We start from the raw sequence: 21356 nt of genomic DNA, 5'->3' as shown, positions 1-21356 counted from the left end.
GTAAAGCCTGGAAAGCGACCGCGCTTAGAATTGCTTGCCTAGCGTCGCCGCCGGGAGCGGCGGAAGACGTCGGATCCAATAGCTATCAATCTTGGAATCTCGTTTCATTCGCAGCGGATCGCGCCCCCTGAATTGCATGATCAAGCCCATCGGCACAACGGCTCCGAAATAGATCAACCCCATGAGAAGTGGGTTGACGACGTGGTGAAGCGCCACGCCGATCTTGTACCAAACGAAATTCAGCGGTCTCAGGCCATGCGGCCAAAACGCCGTGCACACGACGAAGCCGAGAGCGATAATGAGCGCCCACCATCGCGGCGACGCGCTGTGAACGACTGCAGGCCAGAGCCCGAACAAGGCGAAAACGCCCGTGAATACCAATCCAAACGAGCGCTCTGAGGGAAGCCGCTGCCCTGCGTGTTCCGTCATGCCCCACCCCTCACGACTTGTCATATCGACCCAGAGTTGAATAGTCGGGGAGAAGGTTTGTCAAGCACAGCTAAAGACCAAACTTCAGCAGCGCTTTATCGGGTGGAACCGCCCTTCGGAGGGTACCACGGGGCCGCAAGCACGCTGCCGTCCTTCACGCGAATGCCGTCGTGCGTGAACGTGTCGATCTCTTTGGTGACCACGGAAGCGCGCTGCGTCCCGCTCAAAACAACAAAGCCCCGGATCGCTCCGGGGCTTTGCGTCGATAATAGATGCGATCAGCGGATCAGTACCGGTAGTGGTCCGACTTGTACGGACCTTCCTGCTTGACGCCGATGTAGTCGGCCTGGTCCTTGCGCAGCTCGGTGAGCTTGACGCCGATCTTGGCGAGGTGCAGGCGCGCGACCTTTTCGTCGAGGGACTTCGGCAGCACGTACACTTCCTTCTTGTACTTGCCGTCCTTGTTGTTGGCGAAAAGCTCGATCTGCGCCAGCGTCTGGTTGGTGAAGGAGGCCGACATCACGAAGGACGGATGGCCCATCGCATTGCCGAGGTTCACGAGGCGGCCTTCCGACAGCATAATGATGCGGTGCTTGTCGGGGAATTCGATCTCGTCGACCTGCGGCTTGACGTTGGTCCACTTCAGGTTACGCAGACCCGCGATCTGGATCTCGTTGTCGAAGTGACCGATGTTGCAGACGATGGCGCGGTCCTTCATCGCGCGCATGTGCTCGATCGTGATGATGTCCTTGTTGCCGGTCGCGGTGACGAAGATGTCGGCGCGGGGCGCGGCGTCTTCCATGGTCACGACTTCATAGCCTTCCATCGCCGCCTGCAGCGCGCAGATCGGATCGACTTCGGAGACCAAGACGCGGCAGCCGGCCTGGCGCAGCGAGGCGGCCGACCCCTTGCCGACGTCGCCAAAGCCCGCGACCATCGCGACCTTGCCCGACATCATCACGTCGGTGCCGCGGCGGATGCCGTCGACCAGCGATTCACGGCAGCCATAGAGGTTGTCGAACTTCGACTTGGTGACGCTGTCGTTGACGTTGATGGCCGGCCACAGCAGCGTGCCGGCCTTCTGCATGTCATAGAGACGATGCACGCCGGTGGTGGTCTCTTCGGAAACGCCCTTGATGCTCTTGGCGATCTCGGCGAAGTAGCCCTTCGGCTTCTCCTTGAGCTGCTTCTTGAGAAGCGCGAAGAAGACTTCCTCTTCTTCCGAAGCCGGCTTGTCCAGGAACTTGGTGTCGCCGTTCTCGGCGCGCAGACCGAGATGGACGTACATGGTGGCGTCGCCGCCGTCATCGAGGATCATGTTCGGGTGACCGCCGCCGTGCCAGTCGAACAGCTTGGCGGTGTAGTCCCAGTATTCGGTAAGGCTCTCACCCTTGACGGCGAACACCGGAATGCCGGCGGCTGCGATCGCAGCCGCGGCATGGTCCTGCGTCGAATAGATGTTGCAGGAGACCCAGCGGATGTCGGCGCCGAGCGCTGCCAGCGTCTCGATCAGCACGCCGGTCTGGATCGTCATGTGCAGGGAGCCGGCGATGCGCGCGCCTTTGAGCGGCTGCTTCGGGCCATACTCTTCGCGCGTGGCCATCAGGCCGGGCATCTCGGTCTCGGCGAGCGAGAGCTCCTTGCGGCCGAAATCGGCGAGCGACATGTCCTTGACGATGTAATCTGTGAAGCCGGGCTTCGCGTTCATTGCGGGGCGTCCTGTTGTTGAATTGGTCATTCCGGGACGCCCCGAAGAGCCGTACCCGGAATATCGATGTGATGACTTAGATCCCGGGTTCGCTCGCTCACGCGAGCGCCCCGGAGTGTCGCACGGAAACTAGAGCGCGCGCTTGAGCGGTTCGACGAGATCGGTCTTCTCCCAGGAGAAGCCACCCTCGTTGTCCGGCGTGCGGCCGAAATGGCCGTAGGCCGAGGTGCGCGCGTAGATCGGGCGGTTGAGATCGAGATGGCTGCGGATGCCGCGCGGCGTCAGATCCATCGCCTGTGCGGCGGCCTTCTCGAGCTGGTCTTCCGACACCTTGCCGGTGCCGTGGGTGTCGATGTAGATCGACAGCGGGCGCGCCACGCCGATGGCGTAGGCGAGCTGCAGCGTGCAGCGGTCGGCGAGACCGGCCGCGACGATGTTCTTGGCGACGTAGCGCGCCGCATAGGCCGCCGAGCGGTCGACCTTGGTCGGATCCTTGCCGGAGAACGCGCCGCCGCCGTGCGGGGCCGCGCCACCATAGGTGTCGACGATGATCTTGCGTCCGGTTAGGCCGGCGTCGCCATCAGGACCGCCGATGTAGAACTTGCCGGTCGGGTTGATGTGCCAGATCGTCTTCGGCGTGATCCAGTCCTTCGGCAGCGCCTCGCGCACATAGGGTTCGACGATGTCGCGGATCTGCTTGGAGGAGATGTCCTCGACCAGATGCTGGTGCGACACCACGATCTCGCGCACGGCGACGGGCTTGCCGTTCTCGTACTGCACGGTGACCTGGCTCTTGGAGTCCGGACCGAGCACCTTCTCCTTGCCGGAGTGACGGGCTTCGGAGATCAGGCGGAGGATCTTGTGGGCGTAGAAGATCGGCGCCGGCATCAGATCGGGCGTCTCGTTGGTGGCGTAGCCGAACATGATGCCCTGGTCGCCCGCGCCCTCTTCCTTGACTTCGCCCGGCTGCAGCGCATCGACGCCCTGCGCGATGTCGGCGGACTGCGGATGCAGCAGGATCTCGATGTCGGCCTTCTGCCAGTGGAAGCCGTCCTGCTCGTAGCCGATGTCCTTGATCGCGGCGCGCACGACACCTTCGATCTGCTCGTTGGTGACGGATGCGGGACCGCGGGTCTCGCCGGCGATCACGACCTTGTTTGTGGTCGCCAGCGTTTCGCAGGCGGCGCGAATTTGCCAGGGATCGATGCCGGCTTTCGGCCCTTCGCGGTAGAACAGATCGACGATCTCATCGGAGATCCGGTCGCAGACCTTGTCCGGATGGCCTTCGGACACGGACTCACTGGTGAAGAGATAGGACGCGCGCATCAGTAACCCCTTAGTTCCGCCACTAGCCGGCGGTCGTTTGCGATGTTTACCCGTGAATTATGTCAATCTCGCCGGCGCGAGATCACGTAGGATTCGTCGTAGAACCAGAGCCCGTTGTACTTGCGCAACACGTCCCTGGCGGCATCAAGAGTGCGGCCGCTTTGAGCCATTTCTGTCAACCGGTCATCCTCGATCTGAGCGACGTACACCGCCGCATTCCACGCTGCAAAGGCCGTCGAGGTTCCGATAGTGCCTGTCACCTCGTTGGGCAGAGCTTCCATATCATACCTGAAGATCGAGCGGTTATCCGCATAAGCATTAAAATTTAAGTCGCGGCCCACCGAGCCCAGCTCGTACTTCACTGCGCGCAATAGCTCATGACGGCTCACTGAGAAAGGATTTTCTCCAGGCCAGATCGCCTGGATCATTTCCATGCCCGGATCCTGGCCGTGGGAGTGAATTCCGATCAGGCGGCCGCCTGCCCGCAAGGCCCGCGCCAGGGGCGCAATGATCCGTTTTGCCCGAAAATTGACCGACGACAGCGCGCGGTATGGCTGGGATGCAATAACGAGGTCGAAATTGGCCTCGGTCTGGCCCGGCCGTGGAATGGTCGAATCGAGCAGAAACCGCTGATCTTCGCGGTAGAGCACCAGCACGACAGGCCGCTCATACAGCGGCATGCCCGTGCGCGGGCTGACCGCCGCGCGCCAGTTCTGCTCCAAAAACGGCTTCAACTCCGCGATCTGCGTCTCGAACTCGCCCGAGGAAGCCCCCCGCAGGGGAACCTCATGCCAAACGGTCGCGGCGGCCGCCGCGGGCGATGCCGGTGTGAGCCAGGGCGCCTCCGAGTAGAACATGTTGGTAAAGACGAACACCGAGGCCGGATGCTCGAAAATGCGATCCGGCACCTTCTCCAGCGTCAGGCGGAGGTCCTCGAGACTGAGTTCCTTGCCGGCGACATAGAACGGCATGTGCGGGAAGCGCTGATGCATCGAGCGCAGCACGCGCGCCAGCACCGTGCCGTCGCCAACGCCGGCGTCGAACACGCGCAACGCCGGGGGCCGGGGATGGATGCTGGCAAGCTCCAGCGCCACGCGCTCGGCGACCACCCGCTTCTCGCTGCAAGTGTGGACGAACAGCAGGTATTTCTGGCGGTTCTCGAAAAAGCGGAAATTGCCGCGCGGATCGCGCTTTTCCGGGGGCACCTGAAGTCCCCGCGGTGGCGGCACGCCGCCGGCCATCGATGCGGCCATGTAGGCCTGGATCCGGTCCAGCGTGTCGATGGTGATGCGCTTGCCCTCGCGCAGGCGGTGCACGAGCTTCCCATCGTTCACCGCGCGTCGGCCAAACGTCGATTCCGCCATGTCCGCCTTGCGGCAGAACTCGGTGATTTGGCTCAGGATTTCGTCGTTTTTCATAAGTGGGACGCGGTGGGCAGAGAGGTTGGGTACCGCCTCCTAGCAAAATCTGCCCACTGAGGGAATAGGGGATCGAGGCGCCCCGGTTCGCTGTTGTGCACAACGGCAGGAGCCGTGAACCACCACACCCTGCCGGGCAACAAACAGACGCCTCTTCTCTACGGGACCACCGCCATGCGCCGCCTTCTCGTCGCGCTCTGCCTGCTCGCTGCGACCCTGTGGTCGGCGCCCGCATTTGCGCAGGCGCGCAGCCAGCTTGGGCCGCTCTGCACCACCGACACCACGCCCGCAGACCAGATGATCGACGCCTGCACCAGGATCATCGCGCTGAAGGTGTTCAAAGGCGAGCAGCTCGCGACGGTCTACTTCTGGCGCGCGGTGGGCTGGAACAAGAAGGGCGATTACGCCAAGGTCATCACGGACGCCACGGAAGCGATCCGGCTCCAGCCGAGCCAGGCGGCCTATAATCTCAGGGGATCGGCCTACTACGATCGAGGCGAGCACGAGATCGCGATCACCGATTTCGACGATGCGCTGAAGCTCGGACCGCCGAGCGGCACGATCTTCCACAATCGCGGCAATGCCTGGCGCGGCAAGGGCGACTACGCCAAGGCGATCGCCGATTACGATATGTCGATCAAGGCCGATCCCAGATCGGCGTTCTCGTTCCAGAACCGCGGTATCTCCAAGGAGGCGCTCGGCGACCTCGACGGCGCGCTCGCCGACATCAACCAGGCGATCCGGCTCGACCCGACGCTGCCGCAACCGCTGATCAACCGCACCGCGATTTGGCGTGCAAGGGGCGATCTCGATCGCGCCATCGCCGACGGCAGCGAGGCAATCCGCCTGGCCAAGGAGAAACCGCCCGTCAACATCATGACGCCGCCGAACAGCGTGCTGATCTCGGGCTACACCCATCGCGCGCTGGCCTATGAGGCGAAAGGCGACTACGCGCACGCGAGGGACGACTACAAGGCGACGCTGGCGATCGTGGCTTCCGATGCCGGCAGCAAGGCCAATCAAGCCACCGCAAAGGTGCGGCTGTCGCTGGTCACCGACGCAAGCGCGCCGATCCCGCGCGATGCGCCGTCACCGACGACGCAGCCGGCACAGGCATCGGCTCCGCAGCAGACGGGTGCCGCGCCGCCCCCCTCGCCTGCTCCGGCCGCGCGCGGCACGCGCATGGCGCTGATCATCGGCAATGGCGCCTATGCGCACGTCAAGGCACTGCCCAATCCGCCGAATGACGCGCGCGCCGTTGCCAGGAGCTTGCGCGATATCGGCTTCACTGTGTCAGAAGGCGTCGATCTCGTCCGCGCGGCGATGCAGAAGATGACGCGTGACTTTTTGCGGGAGGCGGCGCGGGCGCAGGTCGTGGTGGTCTACTATGCCGGCCACGGCGTGCAGGTCGACGGCCGCAACTATCTCATTCCCGTCGACGTCGAACTCAAGCCGGGCGCGCGCATGACGGACGCGATGATCGACATGGACACGATCATGGCCGGCCTCGATGACCAGGTCCGCACCAACATTTTGATCTTCGATGCCTGCCGCAACAATCCGATGGCACAGCAGGTCGCATCAGCTGGCACCAACCGCGCCATCGAGGCTGCCTCGGGCCTCGCAGCGCCAACGAGCCTGGGCGCCGGTGCGACGCTCGGCGCCGGCACGCTGATCGCCTTCGCCACTGCGCCGGGCCAGGTCGCGCTCGACGGCGAAGGCGCCAACTCGCCGTTCTCCGCCGCGCTCTCCCGCCATCTCGGCACGCCCGGCCTGGAAGTGCAGCAGATGCTGACGCGGGTGCGGGCCGAGGTGGTGTCGACCACGAAGAACAAGCAGGTGCCGTGGTCGAACTCGTCGCTGCTGGGCGAGGTTTACCTGGCGGAGAAGTGAAGGGCCGTGTTTGCTGCGGTGAGGCGAAGCGTCGTGCCTAATACTCAGTGTCGTCCCGGCGAAGGCCGGGACCCATAACCACAGGAAATGGTTTGGCGAAGACTCGGGGTTGCCGCCTTCGCGTCACAACATCTCCCTCGGGATATGGGTCCCGGCCTTCGCCGGGACGACACCGAGGGTGTTGCGCCAGTTACCCGTCACTCACGCGTAGAGCTCAGTTGCCCCACACTTCCTTCGCGATCTCGACTGCGAGGCTGAGCTTGGCCCACTGCTCCTCTTCGGAGAGGACGTTGCCCTCCTCCGTCGACGCAAAACCGCACTGCGGGGAGAGTGCAAGCTGTTCAAGCGGAGCGAACTTGGCGGCTTCTTCGAGACGGCGCTTGATCGCGTCCTTGTTCTCGAGCTCACCGAACTTCGAGGTGATGACGCCGACCACGACGACCTTGTTGCCCTTGGGCAGGAAGCGCAGCGGCTCGAAGCCACCAGCACGGTCGCTATCGTATTCCAGGAAGTAGCCGTCGTAATTGGTGCCGGCGAGCATGGTCTCGGCCACGGGCTCGTAGCCGCCTGAGGAAATCCAGGTCGAACGGAAATTGCCGCGGCAGACATGCGTCGTCACCACCATGTCGGCGGGCTTCTCGGCCAGCGCGTAGTTGATGACGCGCGCATAGATCTGCTGGAGACCCTCGGGATTGTCGCCGCGCTCGCGCGCCTTCTGCAATTCGTCCTGGGAGCAGAGATAGGCCCACACGGTGTCGTCGAACTGGAGGTAGCGGCAGCCGGCGTCGTAGAACGCCTTCACGGCCTTGCGGTAGGTCTTGCCGAGGTCCTCGTAGAAGGCCTCGAGATCGGGATAGACGTCCTTGGAGATCGCCTTGCGGCCGCCGCGGAAGTGCAGCACCGCGGGCGACGGGATCGTCATCTTGGCGGTGACGTGGGCCTGGTCGGCGACCTTCTTCAGGAAGCGGAAGTGATCCAGCATCGGGTGGTCATCGGGAAAGTCGAGCTTGCCGATCACGCGCACCGCATCGTGCCGGGTCTCAACGCCCGCGAACTGGATGCCCGCGTCAGGATGAAACAGCTCGCAGCCGGTGAGCTTGGCCAGGAAGTCGAAATGCCACCAGGAGCGGCGGAATTCGCCGTCGGTGGCGAGCTTCAGGCCGAGCGAAGCCTGCTTGTGCACGACCTTCTCGATCTCCATGTCCTCGATCTTGCGCAGATCGTCAGCCGAGATCTCGCCCTTCTCGAGCCTGGCGCGGGCTTCCTTGATCTTGGCGGGACGCAGAAGGCTGCCGACCTCGTCGGCGCGGAAAGGGGCTTTGGTTCGCTGCATTTCTTACTCCCAGTTATTTTAGTGGGCCGCCGCCCCTGCGACGCCGAGATGGCGCTCGAGGACCGAGGGGTCGGCCTTCAGCGCGGCGCTCGGGGCGTCGTGGACGATCGTTCCGCGCTCCAATATCACAACGCGGTCGGCCAACCCCAGAATCTTTTGGGCATTCTGCTCGACGATAATCGAGCAGATGCCGCCCGCCCGGGTGATGGTCCCGATCGCCTTCAAGAGCTCCTCGACGATGATGGGGGCAAGGCCCTCAGTCGGCTCGTCCAGGAGAAGCACTTTCGGATTGAGGGTCAGCGCGCGGCCGATCGCCAGCATCTGCTGCTCACCGCCGGAGAGCTGGTTGCCAAAGTTGCTCCGCCGCTCCTTCAGCCGCGGGAACATCTCGTAGACCCTCTCGACGGTCCAGGGACCGGGCTGGGCCACTGCGGACATGTTCTCCTCCACCGTGAGCGAGCGGAAGATGTTGCGCTCCTGCGGCACCCAGCCGATTCCGGCGCGCGCCCGCTGGTCCGGTCGCAAGGTCGTGACGTCGGTGCCGGCCAGCCCGACAGTCCCGGAGAAGCGACGGGTGACGCCGACGATCGAGTTGATCAGCGTGGTCTTGCCGGTGCCGTTGCGCCCCAACAGCGCCAGCACCTGGCCTTCGGCGAGACGCAGGGACATGTTCGGCAGCACCACTGCCTCGCCGTAGCCGGCGCGAAGCGAGTCGATCGCAAGCAGGTCAGACATTGACCGCCTCCTCGCCGAGATAGACCGCCTTGACCTGCGGGTCGCGCGCTACCTGCTCGGGCGGGCCTTCGGTCAGCAGCGCGCCGGAAACCAGGACAGAGATGCGATCGGCGAAGGAGAACACGAGGTCCATGTCGTGCTCGATCAGCAGCACGGTGACGTCGCGCGGCAGGCTGCCTACGACGGCGAGGATGTCGTGGCGCTCGCTCTCGGGCACGCCGGCGGCGGGCTCATCCAGCAGCAGCACGCGCGGCTTGCCCGCGATCGCGACCGCGATCTCGAGCAGGCGCTGCTTGCCGTAAGGCAGCGTCACGGTCTGCTCGTTCATGACATCGAGCAGGTGGAAGCGCGTCAGGAGGTCGGCGATCTCGCCGTTGACGTCGCTGCGCGTGCCCATCCGCCGCCACCAGTCGCCGCCATGGCCAAGGCGCTCGGAGACAGCGAGACCGATGGTCTCGAGCGGGGTCAGGTCGGGATAGAGCTGGTTGATCTGGAAGGTGCGCGACAGGCCGCGCAACACGCGCTTGTGCACGGGCAGATCCGTGATGTCCTGGCCTTCCAGCAGGATGCGGCCCGAGTTCGGCTTCAGCACGCCGGTGAGTTGGTTGATGACCGTGGTCTTGCCGGCGCCGTTCGGGCCGATCAGCGCGTGGCGGGCGCCCTGCTCGATCTTCAAGGACAGATCGCGGGTGACGCGCAGACCGCCGAACTGCTTTTCGAGGTTTTGGGTTTCGAGCGCGATGGTCATGCGTCGCTCTCCGGCACGGCGACGACGGCCTTGCGCCCGGCTATCTGCCTGATGACCAGATTGGGCACATAAAGCACCCAGCGATGCAGGCGCTGGCGGCCGACCAGGACGATCACGACCAACACGAGGCCGATCCAGAACTGCCAGTATTGCGGGGTGATGGTGGAGAACAATTCCTGGAGCATGCGAAACAGCACCGCGCCGACCAGCCCGCCATAGAGATAGCCGGTGCCGCCGATCACGAGCACCAGCATCAGGTCCGCCGAGCGCTCGAAGGCGAACACGTCGAGCGAGGCGATCGCGGTGGTCTGGGTGAACAGCGCGCCTGCGATGCCGGCATAGAACGCCGCGAGCGTGTAGATCGCAATCAGGCGACGGTTGACCGGGATTCCGATGGCGGCCGCGCGCAGCGGATTGTTCTTGATCGCCCGCAATGACAGGCCGAACGGGGAATGCACGACGCGGCGGGCGAACAGGAACAATAGGAACAGAACGGCGAGCGAATAGAAGAAGCCGGTCTTGCCGAACATGTCGAACGGGATCTCACCGAAGATCGGCTGCATCTCGATACCCTGCAGGCCGTCGGTGCCGCCGGTGATGTTGGAGAAGCGTTCGGCCAGCGCCTCGAGCAGCAGCGCGATGCCGAGCGTCACCATCAGCCGCGTCAGGTCGACACCGCGGATCACCAGGAAGCTGGTGGCGAAGCCGAGCACCATCGCGACAAGGCCGGCGACGACAAGCGCAAGCACGGGCTCGTTGATGATCCCGTGCAGCGCCAGAAGTCCCGCCGCGTAGGCGCCGACGCCGAAGAAGGCGGCATGGCCGAGCGAGACAATGCCGGCGTACCCGAGGATCAGATCAAGCGACATCGCAAACAGCGCGAGCCGCAGGATGTCCGTCATGATCAGGTAGCGCGTAGGAAATACGAAGCCGCAGGCCAGCACGATCAGCCAGAAAGCAGCCTCGCCATAGTGCCAGCGTGCCTGGCGCTGGGCGTGATAACCGACGTCGGAGGAGGCGCTCATCGGCGAACTCAACGCGCGGCCGTGCGGCCGAACAGGCCGTTCGGGCGCCAGATCAGGATCACGATCATCATGGTGTAGATCACGAAAGGTCCCATCTTCGGAACGTAATATTTTCCGGCGACGTCGCCGATGCCGAGCAGCAGCGAGGCCAGGAACGGGCCAGTGATCGAGGACGAGCCGCCGACAGTCACCACGATCAGGAAGTAGATCATGAACTTCAGCGGAAAGTACGGGTCGAGGCCGAGGATCTCGGCGCTCAGCGCGCCGCCGAGGCCCGCGAGCCCGCAGCCAAAGGCGAAGGTGAAGGCGAACACCTGCGGCACGTTGATGCCGAGGCCGCTCGCGGCGCGGGGATCGTCGACCGCGGCGCGCAGGCGGCTGCCGAACCGCGTCTTGGCCAGCACCATCTGGAGACCGATGGTGAGCAGCCCGCAGATCACGATGATCATCAGCCGGTAGCGGCCGATGCCGACGCCGAACACGTCGAACTGGCCCTGGAGCGCGGCCGGCAGATTGATGAAGACCCGCGACGAGCCCTGGATGTAGTCGACTGCCGCGACCGACATGAACGTCAGGCCGATGGTGAACAGCACCTGGTCAAGATGGCTGCGCGCATAGAGGTGTCGGTACAGCGTGCGCTCGAGCACGATGCCGATCGCAGCAGAAGAGACGAAGGCAAGCGGCAGTGCGGCGAAGAATGGCCAGCCCATCCGGTTGACCAGCACCATGCAGACATAGCCGCCGGCCATAGCGAACGCACCATGGGCAAGGTTGACGAAGTTCATCAAGCCGAGCGTGACCGCGAGCCCGCAAGCAAGCACGAACAGCAGCATGCCGTAGGCAACGCCATCGAACAGGTTGGTGAGGATTGAGGTCATCGTCTCAGCTTGCGTTATCCGTCATGGCCGGGCTTGTCCCGGCCATCCACGTTGTTCTGGCCTTTGCGTGGATGCCCGGGACATCTAGCGGGAAGACGCGCTTCTGCCCGGGCATGACGCTGGTTCGCGCTAATACGCGCTCGAGAATGACGCGCTTTCGCGCGTCACTTCTTGGTCTTGCCGAGATCCTTGACGGCCTCGAAGGTCGCGAACTCGACGTTGTAGAGCTCGCCGTCGACCTTCTCGACCTTCCGGATGTAGATGTTCTGCACGATGTCGCGGGTCTCGGGGTCGATCAAGATCGGGCCGCGCGGGCTCTCCCACTTCTGGCCCTTCATGGCCTCGACCAGCTTGGTGCCATCGGTGTCGCCATTGGTCTTCTTCAGCGCCTCGTAGATCAGGTGAATGCCGTCATAACCGCTCACCGCCATGAAGCCCGGACGGTTTCCGTACGCCTTCTTGTAGGCCGCGACGAAATCCTTGTTCATCTGCGAGGGATGCGCCGCGGAATAAAGGTGCGCGGTGACCGTACCCAGCACGGCGTCGCCCATGTTGTTGAGAAGGTCGTCGTCGGTAACGTCGCCCGGTCCGATCACCTTGATGCCGGCCTTGTCGAGCCCGCGTTCGGCATACTGCTTCATGAAGTTGCCGCCCTGGCCGGCCGGCACGAACACGAAGATCGCGTCAGGCTTGGCATCCTTCATACGCTGGAGGAACGGTGCGAAATCGGGATTGGCAAGCGGCGTCTTCACCTCTTCGACCACCTCGCCGCCACCGGCGGTGAAGTTCTGCTTGAAGAAGTTGAGCGCATCATTGCCCGGCGCATAGTCCGAGGTCAGCGTTGCCACCTTCTTGATGCCGTTCTTCACCGCCCAGTCGGCGATGATGGTGGAGGACTGTGCCAGCGTGAAGCTGGTGCGCACGATATAGGGCGAGCGCTCGGTGATGATGGAGGTTCCGGCCGCCATCACGACTTCCGGGATCTTGGCCTGCGTCGCGAGTGGCGCGGCCGCGAGGGCGGCCGGCGTCACGCCGAAACCGGCGATGAAATGGACCTTGTCGTTGACGATCAGCTCCTGCGCGGCGGTCTTGGTCTTGTCCGGAATTGCAGCATCATCCTTGAGAATGATCTCGATCTTCTTGCCGGCGACGGTGTCGCCCTTCTGCTGCATGTAGAGCTTGATCGCGTTCTCGACCTGCTTGCCGGTCGAGGCCTGGCCGCCGGTCATCGGCAGGATCAGACCGACCTTGACGCTGTCCTCGGCCTTGGCCGGAGCGACGGCCGCAAGGCCCGCGATGGCGGCCGCTGCGGCGGCCCAAACAGTCTTACGAGACAGTTGTTTCCGTTCGAACATCAGATGTCCCTCCCCTTCATTCCTGATCTCTTGTGCGCCGGACCGAGTGCCCGGTCCTTGCCTTAAGCTTAGCTCACGCACGCGTGATGTCGCGCGCCACATGGCGTCTTTCGCGCCCTTATTGTCAATCGGACGTTTGGCGACTCTTCGGCGCAAGCCGAGCGTTCCGATTGCCGACAGCAGGAAGCGATGTCGGGGTTACATCGGAGTAACCCGGGCATCGCAACTGCGGTCGCCATCATTTGTACGATTGTACAAATGAAATGGACCTGTCAACGAAAAAGCCCCTCCGCTGATCAAGCCATTTTGTCGCGAGCCCTTGCGGCAGTCTAGAAAGGCAGCCAGTCGGGTGGATGGAGGATTTCGTCTTTTGTTTGCAGAATTTGAACATCGACAAGGCCCGGGCCGGCACATCTCGGTAGCTAATTACCTACCTCGAATAAGTCTATATTACCTTGTTGAAGGCTACTCTCCGGCGCCCGCCTAACCTGGCGTCCAACACGACTGACCGCGCGCGCCACCGTACAATGCCCAGATCCTTCCGTTCCCTCCTGATCCTCCTCGCACTCTCCGCGGGGCTGTCCGGCTGCGGCACCGTCAACGAAAAGCTCTCCTCCGGCATGGGCGACTACGTCCCGCAATGGGCCGGCGGCTTGCCGGCGGACGCCCCGCCGCGGGCCGGAACGCCGCAATACGATGCCTACATGAAGGAGCGCGAGCGCAAGCGGCTGTTGCCGGCGGCCGATCGCGAAAAGGAAGAGCAGGCGCAGAAGGGCGCAGCGGGCTCGGCGTCCGGCACCGCGGTGCGTTAGGTCGCGCCCCTCGCCGCTTGCGGCGAGAGGGTACGGCAAATCAATCCACGAACACCACAGTCTTGCGGCCGTTGAGGATGACGCGGTCGTTGAGATGGTAGCGCATCGCGCGCGCCAGCACGCGGCGCTCGATGTCGCGGCCCTTACGGACGAGATCCTCGGGCGTATCGCGATGGCTGATGCGCTCGACGTCCTGGTCGATGATCGGGCCCTCGTCGAGGTCGCGCGTGACGTAATGCGCGGTGGCGCCGATCAGCTTGACGCCACGTTCATGGGCCTGGTGATAGGGTTTTGCACCCTTGAAACCCGGCAGGAACGAGTGGTGGATGTTGATGCAGCGTCCCGACAGATTTGCCGAGAGATCGTCTGACAATATCTGCATGTAGCGGGCGAGCACGACGAGATCCGTCCCGGTCTTGGCGACGAGGTCCAGGATCTGCGCCTCCTGCTCGCGCTTGGTCTCTTTCGTAACAGGCAGATAGTGGAACGGAACCCCGCCGAAATCGAGCCCGTCATAGACCTCGCGCGGATGGTTGGAGACGATTGCGGCCAAAGTCATCGGCAGTTCGCCGGTGCGCCAGCGATAGAGGATGTCGACCAGGCAGTGGTCGGACTTCGACACCAGCAGCATCACCTTGCGATGGGCGGCGCGATCGCGCATCTGCCATTCCATGCCGAAACGCTCGGCGATCGCGGCAAAGCCGGTCTGGAGCGCCGACAGCTCCACGGCGAGATCGGCGGCGGTGAACACCACCCGCATGAAAAACTTCTTGGTCTCGATGTCGTCGAACTGCTGGGCGTCGAGGATGTTCTGTCCGTTATGGGCCAGGAAGGTCGACACCGCCGAGACGATGCCGGGACGATCCGGACAGGACAGGGTCAGGACATATTGATGATCGGGCATGGGCCTTGATGAAGGTTTGGGCAGCGGCTGCGGAACGACCCGCGATTTGCGCCCTGCTCTATCACCGACCCCACCCTTGCGCCAATCCCAACCGCGGAGTCAGGATGAACGGACGATTGCTTTGACTGACTGGAGTAGGCTCATGGCCGACCGCTTGAACGGCTACCGCATCCTGATCCTGGAAACGCGCGAGGAGGCGCAGTTTTCGAAGCTGCTGGCCGAGCAAGGCGCCGAGGTCGTGCAATGCCCGATGTTCACCATTGAGGATGCCCCGGACCCCGCCCCGGTCGAGGCCTGGATTCGCCGCGCCATCGACAGGCCCTTTGACGATCTCGTGCTGATGACCGGCGAAGGCCTGCGGCGGATCATGAAGCTGGCGCGTGCCCGCGGGCTCGACCAGGCTCTGGTCGCAGCCCTAGCCCAATCGCGAAAATTCACCCGCGGCCCGAAGCCCGGCAAGGCGCTACGCGAGATCTCGCTCGAGGCGCAGCAGACCACGGAGAAGCCCACCACCGAGGGCGTGATCGAGATGCTGGGCACGCTCGATCTGAAGGGGCATCGCCTCGGCCTCCAGCTCTATCCCGACAAGGACCACAGCGCGCTGACCGGCGCGCTCTCGGCGCAAGGCGCCGAGGTCGATACCGTGCTGCCTTACATCTACGATTCCAAGGCAGCGAATGCCAACATCGTCGCCGCCATCGACGACATGGCGGGAGGACGAATCGATTCCATCGCGCTGACCAATCTCGGCCAGGTCCGCCGCCTGATCGAAGCCGCCAAGGCACATGGCAGCGAAGTGAAGCTGCGCGCGGGGTTGGAGCGGACGCTGATTGCGTCGGTGGGCCCTGCGGTGTCGGGGGAGCTCACCGCGCATGGCCTGCGCACGGACATCGCACCGGCGGAAGACGCTTATTTCATGCGCCCGCTGATCTCGGCGATGGCTGCAGCGCTCGCGGAGAAGAAGCCGAAAGTACCCGTGACGTGAAAATCTCCGGCAGGGTCTGCCGGAGCAGGATCCTAACTACGCACGACACGATACACGCACGCATTTCCTTCGACGCCGCGGAGAGGTGCGTCAAACTCAACGATGGCGTGGCCTGCGAGGAGGCCGCTGACGCCCGGCGCCGAATAAAGCGCTTCCGAGAGACAGATTTCGCCGGCATCGGCCAACGCTTGCACGCGCGCCGCAACATTCACAGTCTGCCCGAAGTAGTCCAGATTTTCATTCAGGGTCACTGCAATCGACGGACCACAATGCGCTCCGATCTTCAGGATGATGCTCGGATCGCCATGCTCGCTGTTGTAGCGTTCGATTTCTCCGAGCATATGCAATGCCGCGGAGACCGCGTCGGTCGGGCGGGAGAAGACCGCCATCACGGCATCCCCGATCGTCTTGACGATGGCGCCGGAATGCGCCTCGACGGTCGCTCCCAGCAAGGCAAAATGCTCGCGGACCAGGGCGTAGGCATTCAGATCGCCGAGACGCTCGTACATCGCGGTCGAACCCTTGAGATCCGTGAACAGCAAGGTCACTTGCCGGATGCCGAGGCCTTCCTGCTCGTCGACGCGTTCCGAGCGGAACAGTCGGCGGAAGGTATGCCGCGCCAGTAACATGCCGCCGGACATATACGGTTCGAAGTCGAGCGCAGGCTTGGTCGTCTGGGCCAGGACTTCGGGCGGCCAATTGATCAGGAGCAATGAGCCACGCACTGCGCCGGAGTTCTCCACGTCGATCACAACGGGGCCAGGCGGGATGACGGACCGCGAAGGCGAAAAGCGCCGCCCATCATATCCGACCCGCAGGACGGTCGGCGCGGTTGCGGGTTCGCCTGCGACCGAGACCACGAATGCAGCCTGGGTCTTGACGTTGACGCCGGCCAGGGCACCGGGACCGAGGTCGGCGCGAAGAGAGGTGGTGGTGCCCGGCGGCAAGAACGCAAGTCCGCGAACCAATCCACGCAGGAAATCGAGAAATCGGACTTGCTGACCGGGCATGCGCGCATCGCCCAGGAAACGAAGCTTCCAGTGGAAATCCTCGATCGAAAGGGAAGCAGGATCATGAAATGGAATCCGCCGGAGCTGCGGCGAGACCGTAAATGTAACCTCAATGAAATCGTCGAGGTCGGTTTCACCGCTGACGTCGCAGAGGCCGCAAACGTAATGGGTCTTCAGGGTGCGCAGAGCGCCAAAGCTGTCGAGCACCATGCCGGACTGGGGACAAACAACGTCCCAACTCATCTCGAACAACCCGCTCCTGGTCGCATGGAGAAACAGGTCGATGCTTTCCGCCTCGGTAATGGCGCGATCACGCGCGAACGCCAGGGGATTGATCCGGTAGAGCGAGAGATCGTCACCGCTCCTGATAAGCGTTTCAAATTTCGAGATCACGCGTGGGCTCCAGGATCGGGCCTGCTCAATCTCGGTCATCTTGCTTTCGAGGAGCCGCTCCTGGATGTGGGTCATCGTGCGCCTGAGTCATTGCGAGTCACGAGCAGGAATGGTCGCGTTTCAAACTGATGCGTATTTCACGCGGCTACGAATCTCCGCGACGGCGGCAACGCCTGCGGAAGGGAAGCCACCGGTTGCAGCGCGTTGAGCGCGGCGTTTGCACCGCCAACCAGGCGACGATGCCTAGCTTGCCACCTGCGAGGCGGCCGACATCAACTCCTGGGGACTCGGAGCCCCGAACATGCGCTGGCCGCCTTCAGGAACCTCGGTAAAGGTCCAGCGCACGATCCCCTCGCGATCGAGCAGGAACTGGCCGAACAGCTGGCCCTGGCCGGTTGCCGCCATGCGCTGATCGGCCTCCATCATCTCGTAGCCGTCCTTGTTGTTGAGGTATTCGGCAGCCGCCAACCGATTCATCGGTCCCGGCGTTTCGCCGGGCAGATCGACCTGCATGCTCATGACGACGTCCATGCCCACCTTGCGCGGCCACTCGGTCTCGTGGTCCGTAAACTCGAGATTGGGCAGGCCGAACGCACGGTGCGAGACCCGCTCGGGGTCGGACGCGGCGAGCAGATCGGGCAAGGGATGATAGCGGAAGTAGAGCCGCGCGCGTTCGATGGGCGTATTCACGACCGTGAGACTTTCGACGCCCTTGTCGCGCAGCGCTGCGCCAAGTTGCGCCTGTGCCGCGATATGGCGCCGACAGAACGGGCAGTGCAGCCCGCGAAACAAGCCGATCAATATCGGACTATGCCCGCGAAAGTCCTGGAGCGCGATCGTTCCATCGCGTGTGATGGCATCGAGCACGATGTTCGGTGCGCGATCGCCCGGTTGAAGCGGTCCGTCGACATGAAGTTCTGACATGGTTGAACTCCTTCACATGACCTAGTCGAGAAACGGCAGTACGATCAGCCCGGCGGGATCAAGCCCGTGGCGGGCGCAGACATCATGGGCCAGCGCGAAATACCGGTCGGCCTCGGGCATGTCGCCTCGATCAAGGCTCAGCGTGGCGAGACCATCATAGCATGGAAAAAGCTGCTGCGGTTCGCCGGTTTCGTTCGCCACCTCGATTGCCTCACTGTAGCAGAGGGCGGCCAGATCGGGACGGAAATGGCATTGATGGATTTGCCCGAGCACGATCAAGGGCACGGAGAGATGCTCGCGCTGATCGAGCGCACGGTCGATTTCGATCGCCTTTTCGGCAGCCGGTACCCCTTCCTCGGTACATCTGTCCGTGAAGGTGCAACAGGCAACGGCAAAATTGGCAAGAAGACGCGCCTGGAAGCCGAGATCCCCGATCCGGCGCGCGACATCGAGTCCACGCCGGCAGACCTCCACGGCTTTCGCCGGATCGACGATCGTGTAGAGCACGCCGAGATTGGTGTAGCCGCGGCAGGCAACGTTCAGGAGGCCGGCGGCTTCGGCGGCTGCGACACTTTGCTCAACCTCGCGCACTGCCTCCTGGTGTCGTCCAAGCCGCGCCAGCGCAACTCCCTTGGTGTTGAGGGCCTCCGCAATGGCACGTGCCGCCTCGAGCCCGCTTTGCGCGTCCGCGTCCGCCGGCACGGACCGCGCGTAGCCGAGCGCCTCGTCTGCCCATCTTGCGGCGGCCACGTGATCGCCCGTCCGGAACGCGAGACGGCCGCGCTCCTGCAGGAGATGCGCCCACTCGATGGGCGCGTCGATCCCTCCAAGCAGGTTGGCCGCCTCGGCGTAATGCGTCTCCGCCTTGATCCGCTTGCCGGCGTCCCACAGCAATCGGCCGAGCTTGCGAAGAATTCGGGCTTCGCCGATCCGGTCCCGGATGGCGCGGTGCCCCTCCAACGCGCTCTGATAGTGCTCCTCGGCCGTGTTCCGGCGGCCAGCCGCGCCACAGAGGTCCGCAATCCGCTCGTACAGGACCAGACGTTCCGGCTCCCGTTCGCCGCCGGTCAACAGCACGGCGAGGGCCTGTTGGTAGAGACGGATGGCATCGTCATTGGCATAGCTGGCGCGTGCGCGATCGCCGGCCGCGCGTAGATAGCGCGCGCCTTTCGGCTTGCTCGCGCTCAGGCTGAAGTGATGTCCGAGCAGTATGAGATCTTCGAGGCGCTCGGGCTCATGGCCATACAGCCTCTCGAGCGCCCCACCAATCCGTCCATGAAGCTCGATCCGGCGCTGCAGAAGCAGGTTTTGATAGATCACGTCCTGAAGCATGGTTTGCGTGAAGCGGTAGGTCCGCAGCGAAATCGAGTTCGAGCCCGCGATCTCCTCGACGATTTCCGCGTCGCACAGAAGCTCGAGCCCTGCTTCGACCCTTGCCGGCTCGGTTGCCGCCGCACCGAGAGCAGCCGCATCAAAACGCGGGCCGATCACCGCGGCCTCCTGTGCCAGGCGGCGCACCTGATGCGGCAACCGGTCGAGGCGCGCCAGCAACAACGCCTGAATGCTTGCCGGAATATCGGCGGCGGCTTCATCCGACGTCATCCGCCACTGCGCGCCGTCGCGCTCCAAAGTGCCGGCTTCGATCAGGCCGCGTATGATCTCCTCGAGGAAAAGCGGATTGCCGCCGGCGCGATCGAGGATTCGACCGAACAGACGTCCCGGTGGTTCACGCCAACCCTGACTGAAATAGGCCGCGAGCAGCCTTTGTCCGTCGGCGTCGCCAAGCGGGGGCAGCCGGAGGGTTGCGTGACTGATCCTGCTCGAACCGAACTGGTCCAGTTCCAGCATCGGCCGATGCGTAAACAGCAGCATCAGCCGCGTCCGCTCCAGTCGGTCCATCAGGAAGCGCAACGCTTCGAGAGACACCGCATCGGCCCAATGCAGATCCTCGACGATGATCAGCAGTGGCGACAGTGCGAGGCGACGTTCGAAGACGGTGCGAATTGCGAAGAATATCTGCCGGCGGAGCTGCTCGGGCTCGACATGCCTGAGCACGGCGTTGGGGTCGCCGAGGCCGAGTACGTGCAGATAGAGGGGCATCAGGCGGTCGGCCTCGTCGGTCGCGAGGCCAAGCTCCGACAGCGCTGCGGCGACCTTCGCCTCCGCCTCTGTGGCGCCCGCCTTCTGCGCGATGCCATAGGCGCTGCGCAGCACGGCGGCGAGTGTGCCGTAGGACTGTTCGCCGAGCGGCGAGCAGGCCGCCTGCCGGATCGCCACGCCTGCGAATCGATCCTGATCGCGGATGCGGGCGACGAACTCCCTGACCAGGCGCGTTTTCCCGATGCCGGCTTCACCGACCAGCCGCACCAGTTGAGCCGCGCCGCCGCACGCCAGATCAAGGCTGCCGATCATGCGCGCAAGCTCGGCGTCGCGCCCGATCAACGGCGCGTTGAGGCCCAGCGTGTCGAGACCTCGCGCCGTACGGGGCGTGTCGAGCGGCTCCTTCAGACGGTGGACCAGTACGCTGCCGATCTTGCCCTTGAGCGAGACCTCGCCAAGCGAGTCATAGGAGAACGCATGCCGCGTCAGACGGTGGGTCAACGGCCCGACCAGCACCTCGCCCGGAGCCGCCATCGATTGTAGCCGCTGGGCGGTATTCACCGTGTCGCCGGTCACCGAATAGGATTTGGCAACGCCCGCACCGAGCCCGCCCGCGACGACGTGCCCGGTGTTGATGCCGACATGGAGCAGCAGCGGTGAACCGGCATACGCCCTCGCGCGTTCGCTGAGGCGCGCCGTCCGGTCGATCATGTCGAGGGCAGCGCGCACCGCCCGCTCTGGGTCGTCCTCGTGCGCCGCCGGCGCACCAAACAGAGCAAGCAGCGCATCGCCGATGAATTTGTCCACGAAGCCGCCAAAGCTTTGCACCGCGGCCGTCAACTCCTCGAACAACTCGTTTTGAAGCGTCTGCATGACCTCGGGGTCGAGCCGCTCGCTCATCGCAGTGAAGCCGCTGAGGTCGGCAAACAGCACGGTGATGGTGCGGCGGTTCGCCTCGCTGTCGATCTTGTCCGACGGAGGTCGAAATGCGGCTTGAGCGTCCTCTGCCGGCGCGAGCGGCGGAGAGGAGGACCGGATCGGGAGCGTCGTCGGGCTCGTCCGTGCCGATGCCTTCCCGCCGCCTGTGGGGACCTCGGAGACGAAGGCACCGCATTTCGGGCAATAGGCGAAATCCGGCGCGCATGGAAAGCCGCAGCCAGGGCACGCGTTCGGCTGCTTCGTGCCGCACTTCGGGCAGAAGGCAAAGCCGCTCTGGACCTCTAAACCACAGCAAGAGCAGTTCATGGGTCAAGACCTCGCGGAAGCCGCGATGGTGCATTCTCCTGGACCTACCGGGCGGGCCCAGGAACCAGGCAAGCATGGGCTCGTCGCACGGGAAGAGCAAGCGGTGGTCGGTCTACTCCTCCGGATCGGCTGGGC

At 63.9% G+C, this 21356-nt stretch carries 17 protein-coding genes; 3 read left to right on the top strand and 14 right to left on the bottom strand.

What is annotated here, in order from left to right:
* Positions 1–24: 24 nt before the first annotated feature.
* The 4 genes from JQ591_RS23880 to JQ591_RS23865 form a co-directional block, all read right to left on the bottom strand.
* A complete protein-coding gene (locus JQ591_RS23880; protein WP_211398415.1) occupies positions 25–429 on the bottom strand; it encodes a hypothetical protein in 405 nt (134 codons plus the stop codon).
* Between the two features lie 286 nt (positions 430–715).
* A complete protein-coding gene (gene ahcY, locus JQ591_RS23875) occupies positions 716–2137 on the bottom strand; it encodes an adenosylhomocysteinase (protein WP_211398414.1) in 1422 nt (473 codons plus the stop codon).
* A 129-nt stretch (positions 2138–2266) separates the two neighbouring features.
* Positions 2267–3463 carry a methionine adenosyltransferase gene (metK, locus tag JQ591_RS23870; protein ID WP_211398413.1) on the bottom strand — a complete coding sequence of 399 codons (1197 nt, stop codon included), beginning with the start codon at positions 3461–3463 and terminating at the stop codon, positions 2267–2269.
* A 62-nt stretch (positions 3464–3525) separates the two neighbouring features.
* Complete coding sequence (locus tag JQ591_RS23865) at positions 3526–4881, bottom strand: hypothetical protein (RefSeq protein WP_211398412.1); 1356 nt, start codon at positions 4879–4881, stop codon at positions 3526–3528.
* A 174-nt stretch (positions 4882–5055) separates the two neighbouring features.
* Here JQ591_RS23865 and JQ591_RS23860 point away from each other — a divergent pair, with 174 nt between their 5' ends.
* A complete protein-coding gene (locus JQ591_RS23860) occupies positions 5056–6774 on the top strand; it encodes a caspase family protein (protein ID WP_211398411.1) in 1719 nt (572 codons plus the stop codon).
* Between the two features lie 214 nt (positions 6775–6988).
* On the opposite strand, the gene JQ591_RS23855 is transcribed toward JQ591_RS23860, so the two are convergent.
* From JQ591_RS23855 to JQ591_RS23830, 6 genes are all read right to left on the bottom strand, one after another.
* Positions 6989–8107: a cobalamin-independent methionine synthase II family protein gene (locus JQ591_RS23855; protein ID WP_211398410.1), complete on the bottom strand. Its 1119-nt coding sequence runs from the start codon at positions 8105–8107 to the stop codon at positions 6989–6991.
* 18 nt (positions 8108–8125) lie between these two features.
* Entirely contained in the window at positions 8126–8842 is a 717-nt protein-coding gene (locus JQ591_RS23850; RefSeq protein ID WP_027519013.1) for an ABC transporter ATP-binding protein, read from the bottom strand.
* Positions 8835–9590 carry an ABC transporter ATP-binding protein gene (locus tag JQ591_RS23845; RefSeq protein WP_211398409.1) on the bottom strand — a complete coding sequence of 252 codons (756 nt, stop codon included), beginning with the start codon at positions 9588–9590 and terminating at the stop codon, positions 8835–8837. The genes JQ591_RS23850 and JQ591_RS23845 overlap by 8 nt, the downstream gene beginning before the upstream one ends.
* Entirely contained in the window at positions 9587–10615 is a 1029-nt protein-coding gene (locus JQ591_RS23840) for a branched-chain amino acid ABC transporter permease (RefSeq protein ID WP_211398408.1), read from the bottom strand. Before JQ591_RS23840 ends, JQ591_RS23845 begins: the two co-directional genes overlap by 4 nt.
* Positions 10616–10623: 8 nt before the next feature.
* Positions 10624–11493 carry a branched-chain amino acid ABC transporter permease gene (locus tag JQ591_RS23835; protein ID WP_007612509.1) on the bottom strand — a complete coding sequence of 290 codons (870 nt, stop codon included), beginning with the start codon at positions 11491–11493 and terminating at the stop codon, positions 10624–10626.
* 164 nt (positions 11494–11657) lie between these two features.
* Positions 11658–12848, bottom strand: a complete 1191-nt coding sequence (locus JQ591_RS23830) for an ABC transporter substrate-binding protein (RefSeq protein WP_211398407.1) — start codon at positions 12846–12848, stop codon at positions 11658–11660.
* Positions 12849–13375: 527 nt separating this feature from the next.
* On the opposite strand from JQ591_RS23830, the gene JQ591_RS23825 reads away from it, so the two are divergent.
* The gene (locus JQ591_RS23825; RefSeq protein ID WP_211398406.1) at positions 13376–13660 is read left to right on the top strand and encodes a hypothetical protein; all 285 of its coding nucleotides are present in this window, start codon (positions 13376–13378) and stop codon (positions 13658–13660) included.
* A 40-nt stretch (positions 13661–13700) separates the two neighbouring features.
* On the opposite strand, the gene purU is transcribed toward JQ591_RS23825, so the two are convergent.
* Complete coding sequence (gene purU, locus JQ591_RS23820; protein ID WP_211398405.1) at positions 13701–14564, bottom strand: formyltetrahydrofolate deformylase; 864 nt, start codon at positions 14562–14564, stop codon at positions 13701–13703.
* A 142-nt stretch (positions 14565–14706) separates the two neighbouring features.
* Between purU and JQ591_RS23815 the strand changes: the two genes are divergently transcribed.
* Entirely contained in the window at positions 14707–15549 is an 843-nt protein-coding gene (locus tag JQ591_RS23815; protein WP_211398404.1) for a uroporphyrinogen-III synthase, read from the top strand.
* A gap of 32 nt (positions 15550–15581) precedes the next feature.
* Here the strand turns inward: JQ591_RS23815 and JQ591_RS23810 are convergent, their stop codons facing one another.
* The 3 genes from JQ591_RS23810 to JQ591_RS23800 form a co-directional block, all read right to left on the bottom strand.
* On the bottom strand, positions 15582–17027 hold the full coding sequence (locus JQ591_RS23810) for an adenylate/guanylate cyclase domain-containing protein (protein ID WP_211398403.1): 1446 nt from the start codon (positions 17025–17027) through the stop codon (positions 15582–15584).
* 168 nt (positions 17028–17195) lie between these two features.
* Positions 17196–17876, bottom strand: coding sequence for a redoxin domain-containing protein (locus tag JQ591_RS23805; RefSeq protein ID WP_211398402.1), 681 nt, complete (start codon positions 17874–17876; stop codon positions 17196–17198).
* A gap of 21 nt (positions 17877–17897) precedes the next feature.
* Entirely contained in the window at positions 17898–21221 is a 3324-nt protein-coding gene (locus tag JQ591_RS23800) for an adenylate/guanylate cyclase domain-containing protein (RefSeq protein ID WP_211398401.1), read from the bottom strand.
* Positions 21222–21356: the final 135 nt, after the last annotated feature.

Source organism: Bradyrhizobium canariense (assembly GCF_018130465.1).
Lineage (GTDB): Bacteria > Pseudomonadota > Alphaproteobacteria > Rhizobiales > Xanthobacteraceae > Bradyrhizobium > Bradyrhizobium canariense_C.
The sequence above is the reverse complement of the archived record's forward strand: the minus strand, read 5'-3'. Positions and strand labels throughout refer to the sequence as shown.